The sequence below is a fragment of the Rhodospirillum sp. A1_3_36 genome (genome assembly GCF_047263945.1).
GTDB lineage: Bacteria > Pseudomonadota > Alphaproteobacteria > Rhodospirillales > Rhodospirillaceae > Rhodospirillum.
This window is the reverse complement of sequence record NZ_JBLAVB010000001.1, coordinates 213,313-238,944: the sequence shown is the minus strand read 5'-3', so window position 1 is coordinate 238,944 and position 25,632 is coordinate 213,313. Positions and strand designations below refer to the sequence as shown.

The 25,632-nt window shown below is 60.1% G+C and carries 21 protein-coding genes; 9 read left to right on the top strand and 12 right to left on the bottom strand.

The window, feature by feature from the left end; translation table 11 throughout:
* Positions 1-363: 363 nt before the first annotated feature.
* Positions 364-1,464: a sulfotransferase gene (locus tag ACLIRY_RS01005; RefSeq protein WP_413203479.1), complete on the bottom strand. Its 1,101-nt coding sequence runs from the start codon at positions 1,462-1,464 to the stop codon at positions 364-366.
* A 182-nt stretch (positions 1,465-1,646) separates the two neighbouring features.
* Here ACLIRY_RS01005 and ACLIRY_RS01000 point away from each other — a divergent pair, with 182 nt between their 5' ends.
* The 4 genes from ACLIRY_RS01000 (at position 1,647) to ACLIRY_RS00985 (ending at position 6,030) form a co-directional block, all read left to right on the top strand.
* Positions 1,647-2,567, top strand: a complete 921-nt coding sequence (locus ACLIRY_RS01000; protein WP_413203478.1) for a 23S rRNA (adenine(2030)-N(6))-methyltransferase RlmJ — start codon at positions 1,647-1,649, stop codon at positions 2,565-2,567.
* Positions 2,564-3,871 carry a glycosyltransferase family 9 protein gene (locus ACLIRY_RS00995; RefSeq protein WP_413203477.1) on the top strand — a complete coding sequence of 436 codons (1,308 nt, stop codon included), beginning with the start codon at positions 2,564-2,566 and terminating at the stop codon, positions 3,869-3,871. Before ACLIRY_RS01000 ends, ACLIRY_RS00995 begins: the two co-directional genes overlap by 4 nt.
* Before the next feature lie 70 nt (positions 3,872-3,941).
* Positions 3,942-4,661 carry a pseudouridine synthase gene (locus tag ACLIRY_RS00990; protein ID WP_413203476.1) on the top strand — a complete coding sequence of 240 codons (720 nt, stop codon included), beginning with the start codon at positions 3,942-3,944 and terminating at the stop codon, positions 4,659-4,661.
* A 97-nt stretch (positions 4,662-4,758) separates the two neighbouring features.
* Positions 4,759-6,030 carry a ParA family protein gene (locus ACLIRY_RS00985; protein ID WP_413203475.1) on the top strand — a complete coding sequence of 424 codons (1,272 nt, stop codon included), beginning with the start codon at positions 4,759-4,761 and terminating at the stop codon, positions 6,028-6,030.
* Between the two features lie 201 nt (positions 6,031-6,231).
* Here the strand turns inward: ACLIRY_RS00985 and ACLIRY_RS00980 are convergent, their stop codons facing one another.
* The 7 genes from ACLIRY_RS00980 to ACLIRY_RS00950 form a co-directional block, all read right to left on the bottom strand.
* The gene (locus ACLIRY_RS00980; RefSeq protein ID WP_413203474.1) at positions 6,232-7,374 is read right to left on the bottom strand and encodes an O-antigen ligase family protein; all 1,143 of its coding nucleotides are present in this window, start codon (positions 7,372-7,374) and stop codon (positions 6,232-6,234) included.
* 351 nt (positions 7,375-7,725) lie between these two features.
* Complete coding sequence (pgmG, locus tag ACLIRY_RS00975; protein ID WP_413203473.1) at positions 7,726-9,111, bottom strand: phosphoglucomutase/phosphomannomutase PgmG; 1,386 nt, start codon at positions 9,109-9,111, stop codon at positions 7,726-7,728.
* Positions 9,111-10,766: an alpha-D-glucose phosphate-specific phosphoglucomutase gene (locus tag ACLIRY_RS00970; RefSeq protein WP_413203472.1), complete on the bottom strand. Its 1,656-nt coding sequence runs from the start codon at positions 10,764-10,766 to the stop codon at positions 9,111-9,113. The genes pgmG and ACLIRY_RS00970 overlap by 1 nt, the downstream gene beginning before the upstream one ends.
* A 45-nt stretch (positions 10,767-10,811) precedes the next feature.
* Positions 10,812-12,131, bottom strand: a complete 1,320-nt coding sequence (locus ACLIRY_RS00965) for a UDP-glucose dehydrogenase family protein (protein WP_413203471.1) — start codon at positions 12,129-12,131, stop codon at positions 10,812-10,814.
* A gap of 93 nt (positions 12,132-12,224) precedes the next feature.
* Complete coding sequence (gene galU, locus ACLIRY_RS00960; RefSeq protein WP_413203470.1) at positions 12,225-13,103, bottom strand: UTP--glucose-1-phosphate uridylyltransferase GalU; 879 nt, start codon at positions 13,101-13,103, stop codon at positions 12,225-12,227.
* 475 nt (positions 13,104-13,578) lie between these two features.
* The gene (locus ACLIRY_RS00955; protein WP_413203469.1) at positions 13,579-14,331 is read right to left on the bottom strand and encodes a hypothetical protein; all 753 of its coding nucleotides are present in this window, start codon (positions 14,329-14,331) and stop codon (positions 13,579-13,581) included.
* Between the two features lie 274 nt (positions 14,332-14,605).
* Entirely contained in the window at positions 14,606-15,331 is a 726-nt protein-coding gene (locus ACLIRY_RS00950; RefSeq protein WP_413203468.1) for a VWA domain-containing protein, read from the bottom strand.
* 180 nt (positions 15,332-15,511) lie between these two features.
* Between ACLIRY_RS00950 and ACLIRY_RS00945 the strand changes: the two genes are divergently transcribed.
* A complete protein-coding gene (locus ACLIRY_RS00945; protein WP_413203467.1) occupies positions 15,512-16,456 on the top strand; it encodes a UDP-glucuronic acid decarboxylase family protein in 945 nt (314 codons plus the stop codon).
* A gap of 86 nt (positions 16,457-16,542) precedes the next feature.
* On the opposite strand, the gene ACLIRY_RS00940 is transcribed toward ACLIRY_RS00945, so the two are convergent.
* From ACLIRY_RS00940 to ACLIRY_RS00930, 3 genes are all read right to left on the bottom strand, one after another.
* Positions 16,543-17,352 (bottom strand): division plane positioning ATPase MipZ, encoded by an 810-nt coding sequence (locus tag ACLIRY_RS00940; protein WP_413203466.1) that lies wholly within the window; start codon positions 17,350-17,352, stop codon positions 16,543-16,545.
* A 32-nt stretch (positions 17,353-17,384) separates the two neighbouring features.
* Positions 17,385-19,454 carry a molybdopterin oxidoreductase family protein gene (locus tag ACLIRY_RS00935; RefSeq protein WP_413203465.1) on the bottom strand — a complete coding sequence of 690 codons (2,070 nt, stop codon included), beginning with the start codon at positions 19,452-19,454 and terminating at the stop codon, positions 17,385-17,387.
* Between the two features lie 169 nt (positions 19,455-19,623).
* A complete protein-coding gene (locus tag ACLIRY_RS00930) occupies positions 19,624-20,499 on the bottom strand; it encodes a DMT family transporter (RefSeq protein ID WP_413203464.1) in 876 nt (291 codons plus the stop codon).
* Positions 20,500-20,635: 136 nt separating this feature from the next.
* Between ACLIRY_RS00930 and ACLIRY_RS00925 the strand changes: the two genes are divergently transcribed.
* On the top strand, positions 20,636-20,992 hold the full coding sequence (locus ACLIRY_RS00925) for a winged helix-turn-helix transcriptional regulator (RefSeq protein WP_413203463.1): 357 nt from the start codon (positions 20,636-20,638) through the stop codon (positions 20,990-20,992).
* Positions 20,993-21,466: 474 nt separating this feature from the next.
* Positions 21,467-22,012 carry a queuosine precursor transporter gene (locus tag ACLIRY_RS00920; RefSeq protein WP_413203462.1) on the top strand — a complete coding sequence of 182 codons (546 nt, stop codon included), beginning with the start codon at positions 21,467-21,469 and terminating at the stop codon, positions 22,010-22,012.
* Here the strand turns inward: ACLIRY_RS00920 and ACLIRY_RS00915 are convergent.
* Positions 22,002-23,084 (bottom strand): DUF3179 domain-containing protein, encoded by a 1,083-nt coding sequence (locus ACLIRY_RS00915; protein WP_413203461.1) that lies wholly within the window; start codon positions 23,082-23,084, stop codon positions 22,002-22,004. The genes ACLIRY_RS00920 and ACLIRY_RS00915 overlap by 11 nt on opposite strands.
* A gap of 136 nt (positions 23,085-23,220) precedes the next feature.
* Here ACLIRY_RS00915 and ACLIRY_RS00910 point away from each other — a divergent pair, with 136 nt between their 5' ends.
* Both ACLIRY_RS00910 and ACLIRY_RS00905 read left to right on the top strand, forming a co-directional pair.
* Positions 23,221-24,411: an NAD(P)/FAD-dependent oxidoreductase gene (locus ACLIRY_RS00910; protein WP_413203460.1), complete on the top strand. Its 1,191-nt coding sequence runs from the start codon at positions 23,221-23,223 to the stop codon at positions 24,409-24,411.
* Positions 24,398-25,516 carry an alpha-1,4-polygalactosaminidase gene (locus ACLIRY_RS00905; RefSeq protein ID WP_413203459.1) on the top strand — a complete coding sequence of 373 codons (1,119 nt, stop codon included), beginning with the start codon at positions 24,398-24,400 and terminating at the stop codon, positions 25,514-25,516. Before ACLIRY_RS00910 ends, ACLIRY_RS00905 begins: the two co-directional genes overlap by 14 nt.
* The last annotated feature ends 116 nt before the right edge of the window (positions 25,517-25,632 follow it).

Below are 25,632 nucleotides of genomic sequence, written 5' to 3'. Positions count from 1 at the left end.
ACGACCGTTCCCCGCCCCCTTAGATCGCGCGCCCGACTGGCACACCCCCTCCCAATAAGAATTGGTTCATGAGCGACAAGAGTCTAGGTCATCCAAGAGAAAGCAGGGAAAATCTTTCGCATCGACCGACGCGTTGGTCTGAATGTGAGAACGGGGTATAAAGGCATTTGAGCACCTCACCTCACTTCTCCATCCATCTTTCGCAGGATTTCGAGCCTCATATGGCTCAGCCAGCCAACTCGGGGAGACTGTCCCGAACTCAGCAAGGCCCTCTTCTCTCCGTTGGTCACCATCTGGTGACTGGAGTGAAACTGGATCCGCTTGAGTCAAGCCGCCTCAATTTCACTCCCAATCTTATAAATTTTAGAGTGCCTCACCATCTTCCGATGGGAGAGCAACCGAGTCGGAAGCCTTTACCGCCGGAGAGGAAGCAGCCGGATCAGGGGCCTTGGCACGCGCACTCAGCGCCTTTTCCACAACGGCGAGATTGTGCTCCCAATCGGGCATTGGGGCCCCTAACAGATGAAGGGATTGGCGCATCAAAGTCACAGCCTGATCCGGATGCCCCTGCCGGAACGCCACCACCCCCAGCAGGTGGAGTGCGGCAGGGTGCTCGGGCACACGCCGCAGCAGCGCCCGCATAACCGTCGCAGCCTGATCCAGGCGACCGGCCCGGATATGGGCCGTAGCCGTCCCCACAGCCGCACCGGGGGATAAGATAGAGGGATCGCCAGGTGCTGCAGTGATGGCCTGGGCCACCCGCTCCTCCGGCTGTAATCCGAGGGCATTGAGGACACCCAAAATCACATTTTTAGGGTCCTTGAGCAGGGAATCACGGTCTACCTCAATCACCCGACCGGGTAACACAGCCCTCCAATGGTCCATCAGGGTGTTCTGGCTGTCCCATAGACGCCGCGATTCGGGTGGCAGATTGTCGACACCCGTATCGTCGCGACAGAAGATCATGCCCGCCTTGGGAAAGACCAGATGCACCAATCCCACCATGGCAGCGTCCAGTCCTCGGCCATCCAGGATATGGTCGGCACCCGGGTCCTCCTTCTGCAAATGGCCCAACAACCACCCGGCGACCTTCAGGGAATCTCCGGCCGAAACCACGTCCAGGCTTTCGGGGAAGGTCCGGTCGCGCCCGGCCTGACGATCAAAGGCCTCCAGGCTATCCAACAGAACGGGAAACAGATTCAGCGACCGCGCTCCATGGACGCGCGAATGGGCCGACAGGATGGCCCGGAGACGTTTCGCCGTTGGGTTGGCCATACCCACCAGGAAAATGGGTAAGCGACTTGGGTCCCCATGCCCCTGTCGGGCGGCGAAATATACCGGGCTCTGATGGGCGATGACCCGCTCAGCCCGTTCGCACAGCTCGGCGGGTGTCAAACCCGTTTCCCGGTGATCGGATTGCACAGCCCCATCCAAATCCTCCCCCGCAGCCAAGACATCGGCCATGTGTCTGCCAGCAGCAGACGCGAAATCTGGTGCCATTGTCCTAGGATCATTTATCATAACGTCTTCCCGCAGCCTCCCCGCTTGCGTTGGAGCATGGTAAAGTTCATGGCTTTGTCCGCCACGACAGCGAACCCACCATACCGCGCTGCGCTACAGCCGAATCCGTCTTCCAAGGGTTTTGTATGAATTACGATCATGCCTATCACGCAGGTAATTTCGCTGACGTTCTGAAACACTGTTGCCTTACAATCGCCTTGAACCACTTGAAACGCAAGGACAAGTCGTTCGTCGTCATCGATACCCATGGGGGGCAAGGCGTTTTTGATCTGTCCGACCCCCGCGTTGAGCGGACAGGAGAAGCCCGGGAGGGAATCCTCCGGTTGCTCAACCAGGCCGAGGCGGCACCCGGAGTGGCACCCGAATCCGCCCATGCCTATCTAGATGCCATCAAGATCCTCGGTGGGGGCGCAATGAGGAATGGAAGCGAGGACCCTGGAACGGGGTTTTCTTTGAAGCGGTATCCGGGAAGCCCTCTCCTGACTCACCACCTGATTCGCCCCCAAGACCGCATGGTGATTTCCGAATTACATCCGGCCTACAACGAAAGCCTGCGTGCGACCCTGAGCAGACAACCTCGGGTCCATGTGGAGACCAAAGACGGCTATGAAACCCTCATTGCCCACGTTCCACCACCGGAGCGTCGGGGCTTGGTCCTGATCGACCCGCCTTTTGAGCGCACCGACGAATTCCGGATCCTGGTTCGCACCATGCGGGCCGCCCTTCGCCGCTGGTCCCAAGGTATTTATATGATTTGGTACCCCATCAAGGACACTGCGGCTGTCGAAGCGTTTCACGCAGACCTGAGGGGCCTGCCAGAAAGCCTGCCGACCCCCGTTCCAGCCATCGCTGCCGAATTGTGGGTCCGGCCCCGCTTCCCCCCCCTTCGGCTAAACGGCACGGGTTTGGTGGTCTTTAACCCACCCCATGGGCTGATCCAAGCCCTGCCCGAGTTGATGCCCTGGTTGCGGCAAAGCCTTGCTGAGCAAGGTAAGGGCGAAGACCGATGGTTTTGGCTCACAGAAGAAAGGAAGGCGGGTCAATGACGCCCACGGCTCCCAAAGCTGCCCCCCGACAACGGATGTCGCTGTTCGATGCCGCCCGGCAGACCTTGGCCCGACATGACGGCCCCCAGGCTCTGGCCTTAATCGCCCGGTCCCTTCTGCTCGAAGGAGACCGGAAAGGGGATGCCATCGCCGTGCAAGGGGCCTGCCTGAGGGAAGCCAATTGTCATGTCGCTGCCCTGGACGCCCTCCGCGCCGCAGCCCCCCGCTACCCAAACAATGGTCAGGTCCAGTTTCAGTACGCCATGGCTGCCCACGACCTGGGTTTCCTTGATGAGGCTGAGAAGGCTTTTGAACGGGCAACCCGTCTCCTCCCAGACCGGCCCGAACCCCACATGGGGCTGGCTGATATCCTGCTCATGGGGGGAAACTGGCCCAGGGGTTGGGAGGAACTGGAATGGCGGTACGCCACCGAGGAAGGGAAGAAGATTCTCTGCCATTTCGACGCCAACCGGCGCTGGAATGGGGAGCCCATCCGGGGTAAACGCCTTCTGGTCTACGGTGAGCAGGGGTTCGGGGACAGCATCCAGTTCTGCCGCCACATCAAACAGCTTCGCGCCCTAGAGCCCCGCCAGATCATCCTCGGCACCAGTCCGGAGCTGACGCGTCTGTTCCAAGGGGTGGAAGGGTACGATGTCCTGACCCAGAACGTTCCCCCCAGCGATGCCTATGATCTGCATACCCCGCTGTCGAGCCTCCCCCGCCTTCTGAATATCACGCCAGACAGCTTAAAGATGGAGACGTCCTATATCACTGTGGATCCTGCCAACCGGGCGATCTGGCGGGAGCGCTTGGCCCCCCTGCCCCGTCCCCGCATCGGTCTGGCTTGGCAGGGGCGCCCGACCCACCCCCGCAATCACCGGCGCTCCATGCCTCTGCTGGCCTTCGACCGCTTGGCAGCCCATGGCGCCTTCATCAACATCTCGCCCGTCCGCTACTCCCAGGCTGACTTGAACGCCGCTGGAAGTGCTTTGAAAATTCGCGAATTTGGAAAAAAAATCAAAGACTTCGCCGATACAGCGGCGCTTCTGTCGGAGCTGGACCTGGTGATTTCCGTCGATACCGGCGTGGCCCATCTGGCCGGCGCCTTAGGCCGCCCACTCTGGCTGTTGCTCCCCTACACCCCGGACTGGCGGTGGATGTGGCATCGGCAAGACAGCCCCTGGTACCCGACCGCCCGCCTCTTCCGTCAACCGACCCCCCAGGACTGGGCGACCGTCCTGGCCCGGGTAGATCAAGAGTTGACCTCCTGGAAAGCCCGGTGGACGGTTCCGCCCGAAGCCTGAGCGCCAGCGAGATCATTTCAACATAAGATCTTTCTCCATATTGCCCCTATCCATCCACGGAAAACTCGCCTTGGCCCGCCTTATCCTCCTGAACAAGCCCTTCGACGTTCTCAGTCAATTTACGGATGGGGAAGGGCGTGCGACCTTGGCCGATCACTTGTCCATACCAGGCGTATATGTCTGCGGCCGCCTGGATCGGGACAGCGAGGGACTTTTGCTGCTGACGGACAACGGCGCCCTGCAGCACCGGATTAGCCACCCAAAGTACAAACTGCCCAAAACCTATTGGGTCCAGGTGGAAGGAACCGTGGCCCCAAAAGCTCTCGATGCCCTGCACCAGGGCGTGATGCTGAAGGATGGCCCCGCACGGGCCGCCATGGCTCGGGTAATTGAAGAGCCACCGGACCTCTGGCCAAGGACGCCGCCGATCCGCTGGCGGGCCGCCATTCCCACGACTTGGCTGGAGATCACCGTAAAGGAGGGGCGGAACCGCATGATCCGACGGATGACGGCGGCGGTCGGTCTACCGACCCTGCGCCTTATTCGCGCCGCCATCGGCCCCCATGACCTGGAAGGCCTCCCCACCGGAGCTTGGCGGGAGATCACCGTTCCAGACCCGCCCCAGACATCGACCTCGACCCCACGGCGCCGTGGAAAGAGCGGACCACCCAATCGAAAAGCCCAGGAAAACCGGTCATCTGCCTCTTCCAAGAGAAACATCGATGAGCAGGGATACAGACTTGATCGCCGGGGGGGGAAGAAAGGAAAAACACCCCATCCAAGCCGATAATCTGGCGCCGGACTGGCATAATCCTTCCGGATCCGATAGGTTTCCTGGGTGAAACAGCCCTGGGACATCTTCCCCTTCCCCATCATGGACCGGACCGATGAGCGACGCCCCAAGCCTAACCGCAGACCAGACTGCTTCTGCAGCGCTCTCCCCCGCGCCCACTTCGCCAGACGAACGGACGATTCCCTGGATCACTGCCGTTTACAATCAAAAGGGCGGCGTGGGAAAGACCACAACAGCGGCGAACTTGGCCACGACCCTGGCCGCCTGCGGCCAGTCGGTGATCCTGGTCGACCTGGACTCCCAAGGCAACGCCACCACCTCAGTCGGTGGCCTCTACAACCAGGGAGCCGGAGCCTATGAATTCTTCTCCGGCGACGCCCCCATGGCAGAACTCGCGCGGGAAACGACTTACCCGGGCCTGAAACTGCTGGCCGCCTCGCGCATGCTGGCCGGTCTGGAATTGGAGTTGTCCGAACAGGACCACCCCCAGTTCATCTTCCGGGAACGTCTTTTGGCCGACTTGCCCGCCGTCGACCACATCATCATCGACAGTCCGCCTGCCTTGGGGTTATTGCCAGTAAACGCCCTTGTGGCCGCCCATTCCGTCCTCATCCCGGTGCAAAGCGAGACCTTCGCCCATGATGGCATGGTCAACGCCTTTTTTAGCCTCAAACGGATCCGGACCACCTTCAATCCGTCGCTCGCCATCCATGGAGTACTCGTCACCATGATGGGTACGGACGCAACAAGCAAAAAGCTGGATAAGGTGATCCGCAGCGAATTCGCCGATGCCGTTTTTTCTGTGGTTATTCCCCGAGATACTGCCGTATCGGATTCTGCGGACGCCGACCATCCGGTCGTCGTCCATGCGCCCCAGTCCCCCGGTGCACAAGCCTATATGGAGACGACCCGGGAATACCTTTACCGGGAAGCCGAGCTGCGCGAACGCCTAAGTCGTCTCCGTGCGGGCACGATGCCCGCAGGGACGGAAGGAGAGGAAGCAACAGCCCTGCCCCTGCCCTGTCCCTTGGCAGCAACGACCGCCGACCCCGATACGGCAACCTTAAACGCGGAGAACACGCTGGCCAGATGGCACTCCCGTATTTTCGGAGGAACAACCAAAGCGAGCGAGGACACTCCCGGCGGATCATCCCGCATCATGCCCCCCCCTGTTCCTCCAACTCCGAGACCGACCCCGGATGCCCCAGCGGATGATATCCCGCCCGACTGGACCGGCGTTGTCGACGACGTGGACGCGCCCATGGATCGAGATCACAGCCTGGGCTTCACCGCCTGGGTATTGGCGGCAGGCACCATTGTCGTACTCTGCGGCGTTGTTTACTTCACCATGACAACAATAACGTAAACCTCCCTGCCGCATTGACGTAAACCATATTTTGGGGAAAAACGCCCTCAGATCCCCGTTTTTTTAGCCCGGGGTCTGGGGCCTTTCGGCCCCAGTGGGGGACGGGGCAAAGCCCCCCTGTTGTCATGTCCCTTGACAATACCAAGCGGCCCGGGTTGAAACCCACGCCGCTTTTGGTCCGTTCAAATGCCGCGCCGCCTTTTACCCGCCAGCTGTGGAAATAACCCTGGTGGTACCGCCCGATTCCGGCGCCAAGGATGAGCCTCCCTCATTTCGCAAGATCATCCAGCCCAGACATCCAACCAAAACCCCACATGTCAGCAACCACCCTTGCCAGATGCTGTAAGCTCCCACCGTCAACAGTAATCCCCCTGTAATCAGCCCAGTGACTCCCGCCTGGTGCCACCGCGTCCGCTGGCGCCGTTCGAGGACAGCCAGAAAGAGGAACAGGACCAGAACGGCGAGAACAAGCCCAACCACTCCCAAATCCAGCCAGATTTGCAGGGACGCATTGTGGGGATGAATAGGCATGATCTGAATGGACTTCTGAACCCAGCCCTCCTCCTGCTGGAAGATATCCAACATCTTCCTTTCATCTTGAAAAGATCGACTGGCGCTCACCCCCCACCCCAAGAAGGGGTGTTCCATGATCCAATCACTCACATGCCGCCAAATGATAAAGCGGTGCTGGAAGGAGAAGGGAAGATGTGGCGCAATTTCCCGGAAAAGGGAATCCGTCAGGATGCGGCTGAAAACAAATGGGGTGACGGTCAGAAAAAGCGCGTACCCCCATATCACCAGACGCAACGCCCAACGTCCCAGTAAAAGGGTCGCGCCGCTGGCGGCCACAGCCAGAATCAGAGCCACCTTGGCACTTTCCGAATTGGATAAGCCAACCAGTAAGACCATTCCAATAATCAACGCCCCAGCGAGGCGCCGCCGTCCTTGATCAAAGGCTCCCATGATCAGAACCCAGGTCAGAAGCAATCCAAGATTGACCCCAGAATTGAGGTTGGAAAAAGTGATATTCTTCTTTTGGATGGTCGCATTAATCAAAGGCAGAATAAAACCACCGCTCAGAGCCTCAAGGATAATAACCGCCGCCTGAACAAACATCGCCATAGACAGAATCGTCACCACACGGTGCTTGCCCGGGGGATTGGCCAGGGAGCCCAGACACCGGACACAAAAGATGCTTCCCAGACCGATGGCCAACAAGGACAGAGCCGCGCGGGTCCCCGCAGACGGAACCGGCGTCCAATTCAAGGTCATCAGCGCCCACAAGCAGAAACCCATCCAGCCCAAGAACAGGGCTGAAAGACGGGAAGGCCAGACCAGGAACATGCCACCCCTAGCTCGGGCGGCCAGTCGCTCATCCAACAATACCCATCCCCCCATGACAGCGATGAGACCAACCGGTAAAATCACTTGGGTGTGAGCAAACAGAGCGATCAATGGCAAACTTGCCAAAGATGCCAGAACAATGCCTTCCCTCAGGCTCGATCCATTACGTAGAGCGTCAAAATTCACGGTGCGGAGACTTTCTCTCATATGGGGTGAACGACCATTGTGGGTCGAGGCCAAAGAAGATCATCTGCCATAGAAGACAACCCGGCCGAAACCATTTCCGACCCCTGGAGAAAAGAAATCAAGGGCCGGTGCAAGCTCCGAGAAAATCTCTGCGCGAACCCACCGTCACGATGGAAGCGAGAGACCTGCACGTTTCAAGTGACCAGACAAAGTGTCTTTCAGACTCTCCAGATCCACTTCGGTCTTGGCCTCGCAGCGGGCCACGAGGACAGCCTGGGTGTTCGAGGCCCGCAGCAACCACCAGCCCTTGTCCGTATTGACCCGAACCCCATCCACATCAGAGAAACTGGCGCCTTCGGCTTTCAACCGATCTGCAACCTCGGTCATAACAGCGAATTTGCGCTCATCGGGGCAGTCGAAGCGCAACTCCGGTGTATTGACGGCCTTTGGCAGGGCGGCATGAGCAGCGGCCAAATCCATATCCTTTAGGGCGAGGACCACATTCAGCATGCGCACGGCGGCATAAAGCGCATCGTCGTAGCCATAATAGGTGTCGGCCATGAAGATATGACCGCTCATTTCCCCGGCCAGGGGCGCCCCCGTTTCGGCCATTTTGACCTTCACCAGAGAATGGCCCGTTTTCCACATCAGAGGTTGGCCACCCAGACGGGCAATTTCCTCAAACAGAGACTGGCTGGCCTTCACATCGGCGATAATGGGTGCCCCCGGCCGCTTTGCCAAAACCTCCCGGGCCAGAAGCATCAGGATCTGATCCCCCCAAAGCACCTTCCCCGCACCATCGATGATGCCAATGCGGTCGCCATCTCCGTCGAATGCGATACCCAAATTCGCCTTTTCTTCGGCCACAGCAGCGATCAGGTCTTCCAGATTTTCCGGTTCCGTCGGATCGGGATGGTGATTGGGAAAAGATCCGTCGATCTCCTGAAACAGCAGACGGTGCTTGCCCGGCAGCTTCGCAGTCAACTTGGCCATAGCCTCGCCCGCAGCCCCGTTGCCCGCGTCCCAGACCACAGAAATATCCGCGTTCACCCCACCCTTGAAATCCTGAAGCAAGCGGTCGATGTACCTGTCCATCAAGTCCAGATCCTCGACACGCCCCTCGCCTGTCTCGTAATCTCCCTTGGCGGCCAGCGAACCGATTTGCACAATGTCGTCGCCGTAAAAAGGACGCGCCTTCAGCAGCATCTTGAAGCCGTTGTGGTCGGGCGGGTTGTGGGATCCGGTAATCATGATCCCCGCATCGGCGCCCCTGTCCTTTACGGCGAAATACAACAGGGGCGTGGGTCCCCGCCCCACCCGGCGGACGGTCATCCCCGTGCTCATCAGCCCTTCGACGACGGCGGCTTCCAGTGCTGGCGAACTGACCCGCCCATCGTAACCCACACAGACAATGGAGCCTCCGCCCCGTTTGACCAGCGTCCCATAGGCCGCACCGATGGCCCGGGCATCCGCCTCGAACAGTGTTTCTCCGACGATCCCGCGGATGTCATAGGCGCGGAGGATCGTGGAGTGGAAGTCATGCCTGATCATCAGGTGATCACCGTCGGAGTTTCGGAGCCAAAACGCTCTTCAAGAGATAAGAGGTCGCGGGTAGCGCGGATCAGGTCGGCCAATGCCTCCTGGGCGCCCTGCCCGTGCTTGGTTGAATCGGGCTCGTACCGTTCCAGGTACAGGCGCAAAGTTGCTCCTTCCGTTCCGGTTCCGGACAGACGAACGACCAGACGCGCCCCATCCTCACGCTCGATTCGGATCCCTTGGCCCGAGGCCCTGGAGCCATCCACCGGGTCCACATAGGAGAAATCGTCGTGCAACACCACGGGAACGCCCGCCAGAGCCCGCCCTTTCAGATCCAGGCTCCGCACATGATCCATCAGCGCCCCGGCCTTTTCCGCGTCCAATCCTTCATAGTCGTGGCGGGAATAAAACGTGCGCCCGTAGTTTGCCCAATGGTCGAAGAGGATCTGCTCCACGGTCTGAGCCCGGGCCGCAATCACGTTCAACCAAGCCAGAACGGCCCAAAGCCCGTCTTTCTCCCGCACATGATCCGATCCCGTTCCGAAACTTTCCTCACCGCACAGAGTCACCCGTCCGGCGTCGAGCAGGGTGCCAAAGTATTTCCAGCCCGTCGGTGTTTCGTGACATTCCCAGCCCCGCTTGGCCGCCACGCGATCCACCGCACGGCTGGTAGGCATGGAGCGGGCGACCCCTGTCATCCGCCCGCGATAGCCCGGGATTAACTCCGCGTTGGCCGCCAGCACCGCCAGACTATCCGAGGGGTTCACGAAAACGCCGCGCCCCAAGACCATATTCCGGTCGCCATCCCCGTCGCTGGCCGCCCCGAAGTCCGGTGCGGACTCGGACATCATCAGGTCAGCCAATTCCTTGGCGTAGGTCAAATTGGGATCGGGGTGGCCACCGCCGAAGTCTTCCAGGGGCATACCGTTAACCACCGTCCCTGGGGCCGCTCCCAAGCGCCCCTCCAGGATTTTCACGGCATAGGGGCCGGTGACGGCATGCATGGCATCAAAGCGCATGGTGAACCCCTCCCGGAACAAACCGGCGATGCCCTCCATATCGAACAGCGTTTCCATCAGGGCCGCGTAATCGGCCACGGGATCGATGACATCCACAGCCATCGCCCCCATGGTCGTGAGTCCCTCCCGCCCCAAGTCGACCTCGGGCTTGCCGTCCAGGGTCCGATAGCGTTCAATTGTTTCGCTGCGGGCATGAAACGCATTGGTCAGGGATTCCGTGGCGGGTCCGCCTGCCGCAACGTTGTATTTGATACCGAAATCACCCTCTGGCCCCCCGGGGTTATGGCTGGCCGACAGAATCAGCCCCCCGTCGGCCTTTCGCCCCCGGATGACGCAGGAAGCCGCCGGAGTGGACAGAATCCCGTCCCGTCCCACAATAGCCTTGGCATAGCCATTGGCTGCCGCCAGACGGAGAATAGTCTGGATGGCCTGCCGGTTAAAAAAGCGGCCATCGCCACCGACCACCAAGGTCTTGCCCGGCCCCCCTTCCCCCCGGTCGATCAGAACATCCAGGACAGACTGGACGAAATTCTCCAGGTAGTGAGGTTGTTGGAAAACAGCAACCTTCTTGCGCAGCCCTGACGTACCGGGCTTTTGTCCCACGAACGGCTTGGTCGACACCTCAACGATCTGGTTCCCCGTCCCCGCCACGATCCCACTCCTCGTTGTCCGCCCAGAAACAAAACACCCCCCCGATCAGTCGACGGCGCGGCGACCGATCGGGCTGTATCGGAAACCTTCGGCTTCCATATCATCGGGATTATAGATATTGCGCAGGTCGATCATCACCGGCGTATTAAGCAATTCCTTGACCTTATCAAGGTCCAAGGCCCGAAACTCGTTCCATTCGGTCAGGATGACCAGCGCGTCAGCCCCTTGCATGCATGCATAGGCGCCCTGACCGTAGGTGATGGTATCGCCGAAGTGTTTCTCTGCCTCACTCATGCCTTCTGGATCGTAGGCCCGCACGATCGCGCCGGCCTCCACCAAAGCCGGAACGATATCCAGGCTGGGACTATCGCGCATGTCATCCGTATTGGGCTTGAAGGTCAGCCCCAGTACAGCGACGGTCTTGCCCTTCACATCCCCTCCCATGAAGGAAATAATCTTTTGGGCCATCGCCTTTTTACGTTTGTCATTGATATCAACGACCGTTTCGATGATGCGCAGGGGCGAGCCGTAGTCCTGTGCTGTCTTGACCAAAGCCAAAGTATCCTTGGGAAAGCAGGACCCGCCATAGCCCGGACCGGGATGTAGGAACTTCTTGCCGATGCGCCCGTCCAGGCCAATACCCCGGGACACATCATGCACATCTGCGCCCACCTTTTCGCACAGATCGGCGATTTCGTTAATGAAGGTAATCTTGGCCGCCAGGAAGGTATTGGCTGCGTATTTGATCAACTCGGAGGTTTCCAAGCTGGTGAACAGGATCGGCGTTTCGATCAAATACAGAACACGGTAGAGCTGACGCATGACCTCCTGGGCCCGTTCAGTCTCGGCACCGATGACGACCCGGTCGGGGCGCATGAAGTCGTTGATGGCCGAGCCTTCCCGCAGGAATTCCGGGTTGGAGACGACATCGAATTCGGCGTCTGGCCGGGTTTCCTTGATAATCCGTGCCACCTCGCGGCCCGTGCCCACCGGCACAGTCGACTTGGTCACGACCACCGTGTAACGGTCCATGGTCTCGGCAATTTCCTTGGCCGCAGCGTAGACATAGGACAGATCCGCGTGACCATCGCCCCGGCGCGAAGGAGTCCCCACAGCGATAAAAACCGCATCGGCGCCGGCCATCGCTTCTTTCAGATCCGTCGTGAAAGACAGGCGCCCCCCCTGGCTGTTGGTTTCCACCAGCTTTTCGAGACCCGGCTCGAAAATAGGAATCTCGCCGCGCTCACGCAGGCCCTCGATCTTGGAGGCATCCTTATCGACGCAAACAACTTCAACGCCGAACTCGGAAAAACAGGCCCCGGAAACCAGTCCAACGTAACCGGTTCCGATCATGGCAATACGCATCGTCGCAACTCCGCAATGGCGCGCGCCCCATCGCCGGGACACGCCTTCCGTGAAAAGGAAGCGGCAGTACTGGGTGCCGCTCCAGTCGTGATCCTATAAGTCCTTGGTGAAGTCCCGCAAAACCTGTTTCATCGCCTCACGCATGTCTGGCCGGGCCAGAGCGTAAGCAATGTTCGCCTGTTGGAATCCCACCTTGTCCCCGCAATCGTAGCGGGTTCCCTCGTAGCGCAGGCCGTGGAAGGGAACGTCAGCGATCTGGGCGTTCATGGCGTCAGTCAACTGAATCTCGCCACCCGCACCCCGGGGCAGGTTCTCCAGGAGGTCGAAAATACCTGGATCCAGGACATATCGACCAATAATCGCCATGGTCGACGGCGCCACCGCAGGCTCGGGCTTTTCCACCAACCCCTTGGCTCGAGCCAGTCGTCCATCGTCCGTGACCACATCCAAGATGCCATATTTGTTGGTGCGATCCCGGGGTACGTCTTCCACCGCAACCACATTCCCACCGGTGGCTTCGTAAGCGTCAATCAACTGACCGATGCAGGGCTTGTCAGACAAGACCAAGTCATCGGGCAAGAGCACGGCGAAGGGCTCATCCCCCACGAAGGCGCGGGCACACCAGACAGCGTGACCCAAGCCCAGAGGTTGTTGCTGGCGGGTAGCGAAGACCTTGCCCGGCGGTGGCATGGAGCCCAACAAAGAATCGAGGATGTCGGTCTTGCCTTTTTCCTCCAGCATGGCTTCCAGCTCGGGCATGTGGTCGAAATGGCTCATCAGGACATGTTTGCCCCGACCGGTAATAAAGATGAAATGGTCGATTCCCGCCGCCGCAGCTTCCTCGACGGCATATTGGATCAGGGGCTTATCAACGACGGGCAGCATTTCCTTGGGCATGGTCTTGGTGGCTGGCAGGAAACGTGTTCCCATTCCCGCTACGGGGAAGACGGCCTTGCGCACGCGTCGGGACATAATGGTACCTCTCTCTGTTCGAGCCGAGAGCGCATAGGGAACCCGTGGGATTGGGTTCGCACCATGCGATCGGCATTGCCGTTAATGCCATGCCAACCGAGGAACCGCAAGCGAGGTTTCCCATCGGGCACGACCCTTTGCCCATGTTACGAAAGGGTTACGGGATAGGAAACTCGTCCATCGCCCCAAACGAAGGCGTCAGTCGGACTTTGGAAAAGTGATGGAGACACAAAAAACCTTGTGCACCGTCCGATGACTCTTTTGAAAACCTCCGAGCATTCGAGTGCTCCGAGGCCCAGCTTAGCCTCTAAGACTCTCTCAAATTTATGAAGATCAGAGTGAAACTAAGCCAACTTGACTCAAGCTTATCCGATTTCACTTTTGGGAACAGAATCCAAGGTATGGCAAAAAGGAAACGCCGAAGCCCACCATTGGTTCATAACAAAGCAGGGTATTGAGAGGGAGAGGCGAGGCGTCAGCGATTTAACAAGACATCCCGAGCTTGGTTGATCTTGGCCGCCAACCAGGCGCTTCCCCCGTGATCGGGATGGGCCTGGCGCATCAGGCGGCGATAGGTGGCAGCGATCACCTCCGCATCCACGGGCTCCTCCAGACCAAGAATGAGTAGGGCCTCCGCCCGGGTCATGGGGCCGTCTCCCCCCTGTCCTCGGGCACCGGGTCCGACAGACTCTCCGCTCTCCGCGTCACTCGCACGCCACCCGGGTCGTTCCCGGTCGAGCCAACTCTCCAGCAGAGCCTGACTATCCGGATCCGCAGACACCAATTGTATCAAGCCCTTAAGCTCTTCCTCGTCCAGGCTCGCCAAGGATCGCCCCGCCAGGGGACCGGCCACCACCTCCCCTGTCATTCCACCTGTGTTATGGTCCAACTTCATTCGCAGATAAACCGACATCACCTCGGATATCCGGTCCCTGCCGGAGGACCCTGCACCGCCCCGAGAGCCACCACCGAACGCCCCTTTCAGGAGTCCGATCCCTCCCAAAATCCTGAGGAGTCTCAGCCCCCAAGGCAGGGCAGCGGCCAGGGTGGCGGCGGCCCATCCCAACCGTCCGGTCAGAACCAGGAACAGGCCAGAGCCAACAATCGAAAGGCCCGCGACCCAATACAAGGACCGCAGAACGTGACGCGGCTCGGTATTGACGAACCATTTGGCAAGCAGGATCAGCCCCACCAGCAACAACAAACCGAGAATGAATAGGGGAAACATGGCTCGCCCTTAGAGTATTCCGAGATCAAGTTTGGTCTCTTCGCGACCAAGCTTGATCTCGAAGAGACTCTAAAACTTATAGAATGAGAGTGAAGCGGGATCTGCTTGAGTCAAGCTGATCCCGCTTCACTTTATACCAAGCGGCGCGGGTTGAAACCCACGCCGCTTTTCTTGCGTTCAAACGCCAGGCGGGCTTTTACGCGCCATAAGGCGCGGCGGCCACTTGGCCGCTTCCAAGGTGCGGTGAGCCAAACTCACCGCACCTTGGTATTAGTTAGCGCTTGGACAGAGCGGGCAACAACAGACGGGCGCCCTCCCCGCCCGCTTTGGCACCATAGTGTTCCAGGGCCTTCCGCCCCCCCGCAGCATAAACGGCGACGGCACCCAAGAGACTCCGCAATTTGGCCGCCGCACCGACGTCAAAGCGGCAGAAGACGCCACCGGACAGCTTGGCGATGTCGCGAAAACTCCGCTCGGCCTGGGCATCGGCGCCCTCAAGGAAGGGAAAAACGGGCAACCCCAACAAACCCAACTGCCCGGCCTGCTCTGCGAGCAGGTCTGCATCCTCCTCCATACGATCGCCGACGAACACCAGAGCGTTGACCCGCATCTTCCGGGTTTCCGACTGGGCATGGTCGAGGATCCGTCCAATCTGAGTCCGCCCTGCCGCACAGCGCACCTTCCCCATCAGTCCAAGCAGGGCACGGGGGTCAGAGACCCAGGGGCCAGCCTTGCATTCACCGAAGCCCCGGTAAAAGGCCAGACTCACGTCCAGGCCGCCAAGATCCGCCGTCTCCGTGAACATGTCGGCTTGCAGGGAACAGGCCATGTCCCAGGTGGGTTCCCGGCTCTTGGTGGCATCCATGGCGAAAAGCAGCCGCCCCCGCAGGCGATCCCCACCCCCTTTGGCGGGCAACTGGGCCACTTGATCCAGAAACGCCGTCACTGAGGCCCCGGTTGCGGGTTTTTGGAGCCCAGTCTGATGAGAACGATCCGTCATGAAATCCCTGACATCTCGGTGATGTGTCCTCCCTTCAAGATGGTTGCGCCACCGGACCAGAGCAAGATTTATTGGTCGGACCGAAGCCGCTTCAACGTTTGATAAACCTTTAACGGCTTATGGTTTGCCACTCCCCCGTCCCTGGACGGCTGGGCTCGGGATCTGGAAAGGGTTGACGTGATGAAGACGCGGAAGAAGGTATTGGTTACCGGCGGCGCCGGTTTCCTGGGGTCCCACCTGTGCGAACTATTGCTATCACAGGATTGCGACGTCCTCTGCGTGGACAACTTCTTCACCGGCCAACGGGCCAATGTGGCCCACCTGATGGGTAGCCCCTATTTCGAGTTGATGCGCCACGACGTAACGTTCCCCCTCTATGTCGAGGTCGACGAGATCTATAACTTGGCTTGTCCCGCCAGCCCGGTCCATTACCAATTCGACCCGGTGCAGACGACCAAGACCAGCGTGCACGGGGCGATCAACGTCCTGGGGCTGGCCAAGCGGACCAAGGCTCGGATCCTCCAAGCCTCGACCAGCGAAGTTTACGGCGATCCCACGGTACACCCGCAAACGGAAGATTACCGGGGCAACGTGAATCCCATCGGCCCCCGGGCCTGCTATGACGAGGGCAAGCGCTGCGCTGAAACCCTGTTCTTCGACTACAACCGGCAATTCGGGGTCGAGATCAAGGTGATCCGGATCTTCAACACCTATGGGCCACGCATGCACCCCAACGACGGGCGGGTGGTCTCGAATTTCATCATCCAAGCACTGAAGAACGACCCCATCACCCTGTACGGCGAGGGCGATCAGACCCGGTCCTTCTGCTATGTGGATGACCTGTTGGCAGGTATGATCGCCTTCATGGGAACGGATGCGTCAGAAACGGGCCCGATGAACTTGGGCAACCCCCATGAGATCACCATCCGGGAATTGGCGGAAGCGATCATCGAGCTGACAGGCTCCAAATCCACTCTGATTCACAAGCCCCTTCCCGAGGACGACCCGCGCCAGCGCCAGCCGGACATCACCAAGGCCCGAGCCCTGCTCGGCTGGGAGCCCAAGGTTCCAGTGATGGAAGGGTTGAAGAAAACGATTGCCTATTTTGAGGGGGAGCTAAAGTGAAATGGGATCAGCTTGGAACAAACTCGTCCCATTTCACTCTCATTGTAGTGAGTTTAGAGTGCCTTGCAGGCGCGGTGGAGTAAAGATTACCCCACGTCCACGCCCAAGGCCTGAAGCACACCCCGCAACTCATTACGGGCGGCAACATGGGACATTTTCATGTCCACACCCGCACTCTTGTCCTTCAGGTCCAGAAGGGTCAGACCGTTCAGGAACATTTCGCGGTAGATAACCCGCTCACCAAGGCCCGGGATAATCGTGAAGCCGATGCGCTTGGCAAGGTCAGTCAGGGCCTCTTCCATTTCCCGCTTGTTGCGCGCGTCCAGGTGCGACAGGCGATTGCGCAACACGATCCAGCGCATAGTCGTGCCATCGCGCCGGGCCCGGGCCATTTTGGCTTCCCAAACCGTTTGGGCATAGGGGCTGGGGCCGGTGATGTTCAAGGTCTCCCCGTCCACCCGGGCGAGCACGTCCAAATCCACGAAGCTGTCGTTCAGGGGGGTGACCAGAATATCCGCCAAACCATGGGCCGCCCGGTTCAGCGGTGTATCCGACCCCGGTGTATCGATCACCACCACGTCCACCTGCTCGTCAAAGGCCAACATGGCCTGCTCCAGGCGGCGTTCGTCAGCCTCGATGCTGGTGCCCGGGGCGAGCGGCATGTGCTCCGGCCCGGGGAGGTCCAACTCCCGCTTCTCGCCAAAGGCCCTGCGGTTCTCGATATAGCGGGTCAGGGTAGCCTGTCCGGCGTCCAAGTCGATGGAGCCCACACGAAAACCCGCCCGGGCCAACCCCACCACCAAGTGCATGGCCACCGTCGACTTGCCCGAGCCCCCTTTCTGGTTGCCGATGACAATTACACGGGCTTTGCCCGTTCCGCCGGTCACTTCATCCATTCCGTCTCGTGCCCCTCTCCGCCGTCGACGGGTCAGAAGTCCGGGTTGAGGGGACTCTTTTCCAGCCGCGCGGCGGTATCGTGAAGAGCCGCCCCACCCAGGGGAGGCCCGGGGTCCGCACTGGTCAAATGGTTGACTCCCTTGCCACCGACAAACGCCTTGTTCGGCCAAAGGGTCTCCGTAACCATCACGCCCCGGGACAATCCCTCGAACAAGCGGAGATGGATGTCAATATAGCCTCTTCGGCTCGTCACTCTGCCGAGGTCTCCGTCACTCAAACCCAGGGCCGCCGCATCCTCAGGATGGACCATCAATTCCGGACGCTTTTCGTTGCGGATGGACTCGGGGGTCTCGGTGAAGCTGGTATTCAGGTAATTCCGCGCCGGCGCGGTCACCAGACGAAAGGGATAAACCGAGTCCGCCTCCTCAATGACCGCCAGGTGATCGGGCAGTCTCGGCATCACCTCGGCCAGATCACCCTTCCAATCGGGCCGGAAGTGGAATTTCCCGTCACTGGTCGGAAAACCCGAGAGAAAGTGAGCGTCTTCAAAGGCTTCTGGTGTGCCATCCAAACCGCCACGCCGGTAGATCTCCTCCGCCTCCGGCAGGCCGGACGTCGCGAGCGTCTCTTCGATGATGTCCCAAGCGGACAGAGTAAAGCCCCGATGCGCGGCCCCTAACCTTTTGGCCAAAGCGGAAACAACGTCATGGTTGGAGCGGCATTGCCCGGGCGGCTCCACCAGGGCCTTGGCCACCTGCAAATAGGAATGCCCTCCGGCCTTGTAGATATCCGGATGTTCCAGGAACATGGTGGCCGGTAAAACAATATCGGCCATGGCTGCCGTCTCGGTCATAAATTGCTCATGCACCACGGTAAACAGGTCCTCCCGGGCGAATCCAGCGTGGACTCGGGCGCTGTCGGGATTGACCACCATGGGGTTGGTGTTCTGGATGAACATGGCGGTGACCGGCGGCCCGCCCTTCAGGGCCTTGGCGCCGCCCTCCAGCACGGCGGGCAAGTCCACCATATTCAGGGTTCGGACCTCGGGATCGACCACATCCGAGCCCTGGATCAGGGTCGAATCGATCTTGAAAAGACCACTGTGGGAAAACAGCGCACCGCCACCCTCATGGGCCCAAGCACCGCTGACGGCTGGCAAGCAACTGGCCGCATGCATAGCCGCAGAACCGTTGCGTTGGCGGGTGAATCCGACCCCGAATCGAATGAAAGACCGCTTGGTCCGGCCATAGAGTCGGGCAAAATCGATGATCTCCGCCTCGGTCAACCCCGTGATCGCCGCAGCCCAAGCGGGTGTGCGGCTTTCCAGATGGGCCTCCAGCTCGGCGGGGTTGTCCGTGTGTTCGGCCATGTAATCGCGATCGGCGAAACCTTCCTTGAACAGCACATGCTGGACCGCACAGGCCAGCGCCCCATCTGTTCCCGGTCGAAGCATCAGGTGGATATCGGCCTTCTCCGCCGTGGCGTTGCGATAGGGATCAATCACCACCAGGGGAGCGCCCTGGTTCTTCTTGGCTTTCTTGGCCCAGTTCATCAGTTGGACCTGGGTATGGACGGCGTTCAGCCCCCAGAAGACCAACAGCTCTGATTTGGCGATTTCCCGGGGGTCGACGCCCACACCGTGGCCCACGCCTGCGGCCCAGCCCGGCGAGCCAAATCCCATGCAAATGGTCCCGAGCTGCTTGGAATACCCCATGGTGTTGGTCAGACGGATCAAGCCATCGCGCTGCACCAGCCCCATGGTGCCCGCGTAGTTATAGGGCCAGACCGTCTCCGGCCCATGGGCCTGGGCGGCGCGCTGAAAGCCCTCCACCGTCCGGTCCAGGGCCTCGTCCCAGGAGATAGGCGTAAACTGACCAGACCCCTTGGGGCCGGTCCGGAGCAAGGGTTCGGTCAGGCGGTCAGGATGATTGATGCGCTGGTCATAGCGGGCAACCTTGGCGCAGATCACCCCCTCCGTATAGGTGTTGGCGCGGGATCCCCGCAGGCGTGTGATCTTGCCCTCGTCGGAGATTTCGGCCTCCACACCGCAGACACTGAAACAATCATGGGGACAGGTGGACAGGGGACGTTCCGCGCGCATGGTTGGATGGGCCTTTTCTATCGGAGGAGAAGCCTGGGTTCGAAGGATACCCATCCGTCTTGCCGATGACCACCCTCGGAGAATTTGGCCAAAGCCTTAGATCAAATTGTTAGAGCATCGAGTGGACCGGAAAACCGGGTCCACTCTTCCGCTCGATGCTCTAACAATCCTAAGGTTTCCCTTTCGCTGCGGGACGGAAGACCACCAATCCCACCGCTGCAACAATCAACGGCAGAGCCAAAAGAACCGCGGGATCCGGCCTCTCCCCCAGAATCAGCATTCCCAAGAGCGGCCCGACAACGGGCACCACGAAGTTGATTTGGGTCAGCCGGGGAGCACCAATGCGGGGCAGCAAGTGAAAATAGATCAACATGGCCAGGGCCGTGGGAACCACGCCAAGGTAGACGATAGCCCAGACGGCGGACCCATCGGGGGAGAACCCAGCGCCCCCCTGGAGCACCAAAACAAGCCCTCCTACGCATAGAGTCCCCACCGTCATGGACCCCGCCGTTGTGGTCAGGGGATCCAAGCGATTGAAACGCCGCAGGAACAGGGATGTGAAGGCGTAGCACAAGGCTGCGCCCAATATGGCCCCCTGCCCCAGAAGGTCCCGCCCCAGATCCCGCAGGACGGCCGGACCAAAGAGAACAACCAACCCCGCCAGCCCCAAGACCACCCCCAATAATACCCGCCCCGTCAGATGCTCGCCCCGATCGAACAGCGGTGCGAAAAGGACGGTCACAACGGGGGCGATGCCCATCAAAAGAGCCGCCAACCCACTGTCCACATGCTGTTCCCCATAACCGATCAGGGTGAAGGGAATGATGTTTCCCAACAGGCCCGCTATGCCCATCACAAGCCAGCTCCGTCCATCCCGGGGGACGGATTTCCGCGCGAACGCGAAGACCATCAAGACTATTCCCGTGCCGATCCCCATGCGACAGGCCACGATCACCAAAGGGGCGACGGTCGGCACCGCAACCTTGATGGCCAAAAAGGCCGAACTCCACATCAGGGCCAAACAGACCCAAAGACACATGTTCATTGCTTTCCAAAGTCCGATTGCATTCAAAAGGAGATCATGTTAGCTACGAAAACAGTAGCAACGTATCGCTACACTATTCGTAGCGCCCCCGCAATGGGCAATGTTCGACACTCCCCAGGAGGAGACACCGTCCCCCATGGCCACGGACTCAGACGCTCGCATTCCCCGCCCGGGACAACCCGTCCGAGGTTCCCGGACAGGCCAGCCCATTATGGTCTTGCTCGACCTGCTGGGACGTCGCTGGGCTCTCGGGATCCTTTGGCAACTGCATGACGGAGCCTGTACCTTCCGAGATCTTCAAGACCGCTGCGACTCCATCTCGCCCAGTGTTCTCAACACCCGGCTGAAGGAATTGCGCGCCGCCCATCTGGTGGAGCGAACCCCGGAGGGGTATGCCTTGACTCTGGAGGGTTGCGCCCTTTTTGACCTGATCGAACCGCTCGGGGCTTGGGCAAAGGATTGGGTCAACACACTCTCGATCAAACCGCCCTAAATCGGCATCGATTTAGGGCGGTTTGATCGAGAGTCATATGGTTAGAGCATCGCGTGGATGCGGAACAAGTCCGATCATTCTCAAAGATCGTCCTTCCCGCGAACGCGCGAATCCAGATCCAGTGTCATTGGAGGAATATACACCGTTTCCTCGAACATCCGGAAACTGTGCTTCGCAGTTTCTGGGCTCTGCCCAGACCCGCAAAGGGTCTGCAGACCCTTTGATCCCAAATGGGGGTCCGGGGCCTCAGGCCCCGGTTGAGGGGCGGGGCAAAGCCCCGCGTTCTTCGTTTTTTCAAGGAGACAGAGTATAAAAGCATAAAATATGGATCCCCGCGTGCACGGGGAAGACGGCTAAAATTGTTTTCCGCACCCTGTTAAACCACCACCCAGGCCCCTTCCGAGCAGGCTTTTTCTTGCGTCCGCCGACCAAGCTGCAGTAATGAGGCAACTTCTCTGTTTCAGGATCACGCCCATGTTCGCCCTGCTTTCGGCGCCCCTTCTTGCGGCTGTCACGGCCATGACCGTTGTCGTCGCTGCCTCCAACTACCTCGTCCAGTGGCCCATCAACGACTGGCTGACCTGGGGGGCCCTCACCTATCCGGTCGCCTTCCTCGTCACCGATGTGACCAACCGGGTCCATGGTCCGGCCATGGCCCGCAAGGTCGTCTATGCAGGGTTCGCCTGCGCTGTGGTTCTCAGCATCCTGCTGGCCAGCCCGCGCATCGCCCTTGCCTCGGGTTCAGCCTTCCTTTGCGCCCAGCTTATGGACGTCTTCGTCTTCAATCGCCTGCGCAACCGGGTCTGGTGGTTGCCCCCCTTCATTTCAACGATCCTGGGATCCGTGCTCGATACGGGCCTGTTCTTCTCCCTGGCCTTTGCCGGACAGAATCTGCCCTGGATGACCTGGGCGCTCGGCGATTTGGGCGTCAAGCTGGCCATGGGCCTTGTGCTCGTCGCGCCGTTCCGCGCCCTGGTGTCTCTGATGACGACCGCCACGCCATCCCCGGCTACTCGGTGACAATCTGCCCTTCGGGGAAGAAGGCGTGGAAGACGAAGGCAAAGACCACACCGTAGTGGGTATCCACCAGACTCCCGTCTTCTTTCCGCCGCTGGACAATCGCCCCACCTACGGGTCGGCTGCGGGAGATGTCGGGGGCATCGACGACACTGACCTGACCAGGAACGAAGGTGATCTCCAGGTTGCCCTCAACGATCTTGCCTTTTTCCTTCACGAGATCCAGGGACCAAGCCTTTTCGCCGACAAAAACCACCCGCTTGAGGGGCTCAATCCCCTTGGGCAGTTCGCCCTTGTAGAGCATGGGTTGGGCGGATCGGTCGTAGCCCCAATAGGGGTTGGTGCCGTATTGCCGCTTGCCCGGATCGGAGGGAATCAGTACCAGAGCATCGGGACCCGCCCGCTCCTTGAAGTCCCCAAAGCTTTCCAGGCGCGAGGGTAATTCCCTTAGCATCTGTCCGGTGTGAGCCCCGGCGATGGCTTCTCCTGTCATCTGCTCCCACCAGGATTCCGTTTCCCGGTCATACAGGATCTGGCAGGAATGGATCAGGCGACCAGTCACGCCGAATTCCAAGGCCCGCCCGCCTATCCTCCGGTCGAAGACTGCGGTCAGATTGCAAAGGGGGCTGTAGGTTACGGCGACGGGCTCGCCCCCAAGAGTATCGTTGACGACTTCATGCCAAATCAAAACCGACAGGGGATAGGCTCGGCTCTCCTTGCCGACGGTCACACCAATCACAGGCTCCTGGTCACCAATCTGGCCCTTGCGGATTTGCATCGCGGGCCGAAACTCGGGATGATCGATGGAAGGAATACCATCCCGGGTGGGGCCACCGTCGAGAATGTCCTTCGGATCCATGTCCAGCTTAAACCAATCGGTCTTCGGGAACTCCTGGGTCCAGGCGTAGGGCACATCCGGTCGGGATTTGCTCCCACTGGGATCCTTCACAGCAGCTGCGGTCTGAGCTTGGGCCGACGTTGGGGTCAGCGTTGGAATCAGGGTTTGGACCTGAAATACTGACAAGGCGCAGAAGACCCCGAGAATTCGAGCCAACGACGGGCGGTAGAAACGCATGAACCAACCTTTCGGCTTGCAATAGATGGAAGCTTGCGGCCAATAAGGCATGCACACACCCCTCTCGGCAAGGGGCATTCCCATGCGAGAGCCGCATTGCCGCCAACCGGAACCCAACCACCCACGGACCTGCCCCATGACCGACGCCTCCTTCGTCTCTGTCGCCTCCTCCCCGGAAGCCGTCGCACCCGTCGAAACGGTCGATGCTGTCGTGATCGGCGCAGGTGTGGTTGGATTGGCCATCGCACGCGCCCTGGCCCTGGAAGGGCGAGAGGTGCTGATCCTCGAGGCCGAGGAGGCCTTCGGCACCATCACCTCGGCGCGCAACAGCGAGGTGATCCACGCTGGCGTCTACTACGCCGAGGGTAGCCTGAAGGCCCGCCTTTGCGTCGAAGGCCGTGACAAACTCTACGGTTTTTGTCGGTCTCACGGGGTCACCCATATGGCTTGCGGTAAACTGATTGTCGCCACCGAGGAAGGTGGCGAGGCAGAAATCTCCCGGCTGAAGGCCGTCCAGGCTCGGGCTAAGGCAGCAGGTGTCGACTTGGCATGGCTGGATGGACCCGAGGCGCTGGCCATGGAGCCGAGCCTGCGTTGTGTCGCAGCCCTCTATTCCCCCCTTACGGGGATCATCGACAGCCACGGCTACATGCTTGCCCTGTTGGGCGACGCAGAAGCCCATGGGGCAGCCCTGGCGCTCAACACACCCGTCGTCGGGGGCCGTGCCGTGGATGGCGGCCTCGAGGTCGTTACTGGCGGCGCGGACCCCATGACCCTAAGGGCCAAAACCGTTGTCAATGCCGCCGGACACGGCGCCCAGCCCCTGGCCCGGGCCCTTGCCGGGTTGGATGCCGCGACCATCCCACCCCAGTATTTCTGCAAGGGCTCCTATTTTTCCCTTTCCGGTCGCCCTCCCTTCGAGCGCCTGATCTACCCCACTCCGGGAGAGGCTTCCCTGGGTCTGCACTACACCCGGGACCTCGGGGGACGGGGCCGCTTTGGCCCAGATGCGGAGTGGATCGCCAATGATACCGCCAAGCCGCCCCATTTCGACTACACCGTCAATCCCGAGGGCGCCCTGGGCTTCGTCGAGGCCATCCAGCGCTACTGGCCTGACCTGACGGCGGATCGGCTGAGCCCTGACTATTCGGGTATGCGACCCAAAATCCAGGCCCCCGGCGAGACGGCCAAAGACTTTTGCTTTCAGACCGACAAGGAAACCGGCGTTAACGGTTATTTCGCCCTCTATGGCATAGAATCACCGGGCCTGACCTCCAGTCTGGCCATCGCCAATCTTGTGGCGGAGGGTGTCCGTGCCGCGTCTTGATCTGGTTTCCACATCGACTTTCGCCCTGCTCACCCTGGTACTCCTGGCTGCGGGTCCGCTTTCGCGCGCACAGGCCCAGGACACCCATCGGCCCCGCGTCGTCCTGGACGGTCGGGACCTGACCGAGGATGTCTACGAGGAGCCACCCGTCGACATCCAGCCGGAAAAGATTCCCAACTACCGGGCCACCATGCGCGATATGATCGCCAAGATGTCTGACTTTGCCCGCCAAAGGAATCCAGCCTTCCGAGTTGTCGTGCGCGGAGGGGCCTTCCTGGCAACCCAGAGCAAGCGGGAACGGGATCTGGCCCTCTTGAAGATCCCCCCTGGGGAACCCCTCAGCCAAGAGGTTCTGCTTCCACTGGGCAGCCTGCACCGCCGCTTCGCCCGGTCCATCGATGGCTTCGCCATGGACCAACATTTCTGCGACCCACGGACATCCAGCACCACGGATGAAGAGATCGCCAGTCTTCTCAAGGACGGATTCAAGTTTTTGTCCCTGGAACGCTGTAAGGACGAGGGAGAGGCCAGAAAAGCCGTCGTCGAAGGGCTGTCCAAGCAGATCTTCGTGGCCACTGCCGTAGACGGGGACAAGGCCTTCGACACGGTTCCCAAAGCGGCTCCCATGGGGGAAAACGCTGAAAATATCATGGAATTGGGCGACGCCCACAATGTCCTGGCCCTGCTGAGTACGCGGAAATTCCAAAGCCCCGGCGAAATGGTGGATGCCCTGCGCCAGACCAACTATGACATCCTGATCGTCGACCCGCTGTTCAACGGGAATGAACCCCTGACCAAGCAACAGGTCCACTCCCTGAAGTTCAAGGCCCTGGGTTCCACCAGACTGGTCCTGGCCCGGCAGACCATCGGCCTTGCCGATGACACCCGGTTCTATTGGAAACCCGAATGGGGCGTTGGCAATCCGCCCTGGCTTGTTGGCTTTGTCCCCGGCGTCTCCGGCGTCTACTGGGTCGACTACACCCATCCCCAGTGGCTGGACATCATCGGCAAAACCTTCGCGGCCATCGTCGAGATGGGTTATGATGGCGTGATGTTCGATGGGGTCACAGCCCTCCTCCGCAACGAGGCCCTGATGCCCCTCTAGAGTGCTGCATCATAGATTCGCAATATAATTCTTTAAATTGCTACTCTTGCGAGTTGGTTCATGGGAATCAGTCGGCCAGCAGTGCGGTATACGACAGGGAGTATTCTCGGGGTCGG